Source organism: Synechococcus sp. R6-10 (genome assembly GCF_047461815.1).
In the GTDB taxonomy this organism is placed as follows: Bacteria; Cyanobacteriota; Cyanobacteriia; order Thermostichales; family Thermostichaceae; genus Thermostichus.
Map to the genome: position 1 here is coordinate 1 of NZ_JANSHW010000199.1, position 3764 is coordinate 3764.

Sequence of the window (3764 nt, forward strand, 5' to 3'; positions counted from 1 at the left end):
TCGACCACCGAGACTACCCCTGTCGCGAAGACCTGGATGCAGCTATCCTCCAAGTGCTCTGGCAGCATCACGTGGAATGGGTGATCATGGCCGGGTGGATGCGCCTGGTTACCCAGGTGTTGTTGTCCGCCTACCCGGATCGCGTCTTGAACCTGCATCCCAGCCTGCTGCCCAGTTTCAAGGGCCTGCGTGCCGTTGAACAAGCCCTGAAGTGCGGCGTGAAAATTGCCGGCTGCACCGTTCATCGGGTCACCCTGGAAATGGACAGTGGCCCCATCGTGGCCCAAGCAGCCGTGCCGGTTCTGCCCGAAGATACTGTGGAATCCCTTTACCGGCGCATCCAGACCCAGGAGCACCGCCTCTACCCACTGGCCATCCGCCTCTGCCTGGCAGAGGGATCCCTGCTACCCAAGTCTTCGGGGAAGCTGCACAATTGAGGTTAAGTCCAACGCTGGCGCATCCCATGGCCGAGATCCCGCCTCTCCTCGTCTTCGATAGCCCGGTGATCCTGGCCGGTCGTCTGGCTCTATGGCAAGAGTGGGCTCGATTTGGGGTGTGTGTGCTGCCGCAGGCAGTGATGGCCGAGCTAGAACGCCTGAGCCGGCAGGCTATTGATCCCCAAGAAGAATCGACAGCCCGCGAGTTTTTGCGCCACTGGCCCAGTCTAGGGTTTGCCGTCTCAGAAGCCCGTGCCCTGGTGGGTGGTGCTGGTGCCGGCGATCAGTCCATGAGGGTACGTTTGGAAGAAGCGATTGCCGAATGCGCCTATGCCCTGGCCCAGCAGCAGCCGGGAACGCTGGTGGTTTTGGTCAGCAACGACCGGCCTTTGGTGGGGCGAATTCAGGGTCTGGGTCTCAACAACCTCTGTGCCATCTCTCTGGCAGAGCTGAACCGGTGGATGCGTCAGCAGCAGCGCCCTCAGGCCGTGGTTATGGCTTTGAATCGGTTACCAGGGCCACCCATTCCTGCCGCCCAGTTGACGTCCTCTACCCTCGCTCCACCTGCCCGTCCCTTGAGTTCCTCTCCAGCTTCCGGGAACCCCCCCGCCCAGGCGCGGCAGCGGTCTGGAGCTGCTCAGGTGGGGCCGAGCACAGCCCGCCTCTGGCCCTTTTTGAAAAGCCTACAGAATGCCCTTGCGTTGTTGCTGGCCCTGGTTTTCCTCTCGGCAACCGGGTTGCTGGCCTGGCGCCTGCTCGATCCAGAAGGAAGTGAAGGGACCTGGCAGCGGCTACCTCTCTCTCAGATCCCTTGGATTCGGGATCTGTAGTCCTCAAAGCTACTGCTCAACAATTGTAACGTTAAAGCCCTTATTTTTCAGGGTTTCCGCATGATAGCGGGCATACTCCAGTTGCTCAAATGCTGCCAACTGCACAAACTTCTGGCCATCCACATCTTTCACAAAGGCCCCATGGGAGACTTGTCGAGCACGTGCCAAGCTCTCATCTCCCGAGTAGGTAGTGAGCACCAAGAAGGTTCCCTCGCCGCGGTTCGGCCCCAGAGAGTCTACGCTGTTGTCGCTTAGGGGCACCACGTTTTGGGATCCCGCAGAAGTAGGCGATGAAGGTTGGGACGGGCGCTCCAGGCTGGCTGCCAACTGCTCCACCGTTTGCAAGCTGGGGGGAGAGGGTTCCTTGGAAGCCAAGGCCAAGTCAGTTTGCAGGCTATCCAGCAGGTTGGGAACGTCTTGAAGGGGATCCACCTGCAAGTCCTTCCAGTCCGGGGTGGCCGCCAAGCCCAGCGCCAGCCGATCCGGATCCAAGCCACCGAAATAGAACTCCTCTCCCACCTGCCCTTCCACCGGTTCCAGTGGGATCAGGGGCAACTGGGCCAAATCCAGCTGGGCAGGGATCCCTTCTTCCGCCCTGCTGGCAGCACTTTGGGGCAGGGACAGTTCTTCCGGCCAGATCAGCCAGCGCACCCCAAAGCCAATCCCCGCGCAGGAAAGCACCCACAGCAGCAAGACCCAGAGGGGCGAAAAGGCCCCGGAGGGCCGCGGCATCTCTTCCTCTTCCAAGTCTTCCACCACCTCTTGAATGAGCACAGGTGAAGGGCGCTGTGCAGAGCTGGTATTCCCAAGCTGACCTGCTCGTGGGGGCGGGACAGAGTCCATGCGCTGCAAACGCTGCCAGAGGCGGAATCGCTCCAGTTCTTTCAGCACATCCAAATGCAGATGGCTCAGCGCCTCCTGAAGAGCAAGTTGAGGAACTGGATGTGAATGGGACTGCTGTGCCGGAGACAGGGGTTGGGTAGGGTCTGGGGGAAGCGGAGAAGGACTCATAGACAGCCCACACTCAACTTGATGTAAAGTCGGAGAGCAAACAATGCCGATCCACTGTTACAGCCGGAAACAGCCTAACAGGAGAACCCACCTTGGGAACAAGGATTGCCAGCGCCCCATACCTTGCCATAAACCACCATGCCACAGGGCTATGGCAGTCTTCTAGGGCTTTGCCTCCAGATAGAGGGCACGCACATCTGTCGGTAGGTTCTGAAGCAAGATCTGGCGGGCAGAGGCAACGATGGCATCCACGTCTTCTGGGGCGAGGTAATATCCGTCAGCCTTGAGTTGGTCGGCAATGCGAACCGGTGGCCAGCCAAAGCGATCCCGCAGCAGCAGAATGAAGCGCAGATCCCCCGGCAAGGTATCCAAACCAGCAGTCAAATAACAGGCCAGTGCCGGTGAAAGAGAGGACTTCGCCCCGCCTCTGGTGGAGTCGAGACTGCAAGAAGCTTGAGGGCGGGTGGGGATCCCATCCAAGGATTGGATCAGCTCACGGGTTTGCTCCGCCAGCCAGGGTCGCAGCACAGGATCCCCTTCGCCAGCCGCTTCTTCCACAAGGCTGTGGACATCTAGGCGCTGTAGGCGCAGGTAAAGCCGCAACCAAACCTGCTCTCGATAGGCAGCCCACTGCTCGGGCGGCAGATGTTCGGCAAGGATCCCGTCCACCCACTGGCAGTAGCGGCAAAACAGGCTGATGAAGTAGCGGGCCACCTCCGGCTGCCGTTGAAAGGCCCGCAGCAACTCCAGATCGCTGTAATGGGCCACCCCCCGCACGATAGGGGCGTTGCATTCCGGCCAAAAGGCGGTAGCTTCGGGCATGAGAATTTCTCCCGCAGAAAAATCCCTAGCTATTCTCCAGGATCTCCCGGCAGGCGGATAACAACTGCTCCTGCTCCGGCAGGGTGCGCAGGCCAATGCGCAGGTAGCGATCTCCCAGCTCGGGAAAACTCAGGCAATCCCGCACCAGAATCCGGTGCCGCTGCAGCAGCGCCCGCTGAATTTGCGTGGCAGAGCCAGGGCAGCGCACCAACACAAAATTGGCTTGACCAGGCCAGGGATCCCAGCCGGGCAGTGCTTGCAAACCCCTGAACAAATGCTCTCGGGCCACGGGTAGCCAGGCCAAGGTGCGCCGGCGGAAGTCCTCATCGGCCAAAGCTGCCGCCACTGCCACTCCCGCCAATCCGTTGACGCTCCAGGGATCCCGCCACTGTCGCCAGCGCTGCCAGTGATCCGGGTGCCCCACCGCAAAGCCAATGCGCAAGCCGGGCAGGGTGAAAAACTTGGTGAGGGAACGGATGACGATGGTGTTGGGGTGAGCCGCCAGGTGGGGGATCAAGGTTTGGCTGCGGGGCATTGCCGACGGGCTGGAGTTTAAGCTCAGGGTGGGCTCCCCCGGCAAAAAGTCCATAAAAGCCTCGTCCACCACCACCTGGTTGAACTGGGGCAGGAGAGGCAGGATGTCTTGCTGCGGGATGAGCTGGCC

5 protein-coding genes are annotated in these 3764 nt (G+C 60.7%); 2 read left to right on the forward strand and 3 right to left on the reverse strand.

Annotated features, from left to right (window positions below; translation table 11 throughout):
• Both purN and NW837_RS06280 read left to right on the forward strand, forming a co-directional pair.
• Window positions 1-437: phosphoribosylglycinamide formyltransferase (gene purN, locus NW837_RS06275; RefSeq protein WP_414329904.1), on the forward strand; the 437-nt coding region annotated here is incomplete at its 5' end.
• 26 nt (window positions 438-463) lie between these two features.
• Complete coding sequence (locus tag NW837_RS06280; protein WP_414329906.1) at window positions 464-1267, forward strand: PIN domain-containing protein; 804 nt, start codon at window positions 464-466, stop codon at window positions 1265-1267.
• A gap of 9 nt (window positions 1268-1276) precedes the next feature.
• Here NW837_RS06280 and NW837_RS06285 read toward each other — a convergent pair whose 3' ends face one another.
• From NW837_RS06285 to NW837_RS06295, 3 genes are all read right to left on the reverse strand, one after another.
• Entirely contained in the window at window positions 1277-2158 is an 882-nt protein-coding gene (locus tag NW837_RS06285; RefSeq protein ID WP_414329908.1) for a hypothetical protein, read from the reverse strand.
• Window positions 2159-2440: 282 nt separating this feature from the next.
• Window positions 2441-3100, reverse strand: coding sequence for a hypothetical protein (locus tag NW837_RS06290; protein ID WP_011432533.1), 660 nt, complete (start codon window positions 3098-3100; stop codon window positions 2441-2443).
• A 25-nt stretch (window positions 3101-3125) separates the two neighbouring features.
• Window positions 3126-3764: aminotransferase class I/II-fold pyridoxal phosphate-dependent enzyme (locus NW837_RS06295; protein WP_414329910.1), on the reverse strand; the 639-nt coding region annotated here is incomplete at its 5' end.

Coding starts and splice junctions, on each gene's coding strand:
- NW837_RS06290 (WP_011432533.1), bottom strand. CDS start 3,100: ATGCCCGAAGCTACCGCCTTTTGGCCGGAATGCAACGCCCCTATCGTG.
- NW837_RS06280 (WP_414329906.1), top strand. CDS start 464: ATGGCCGAGATCCCGCCTCTCCTCGTCTTCGATAGCCCGGTGATCCTG.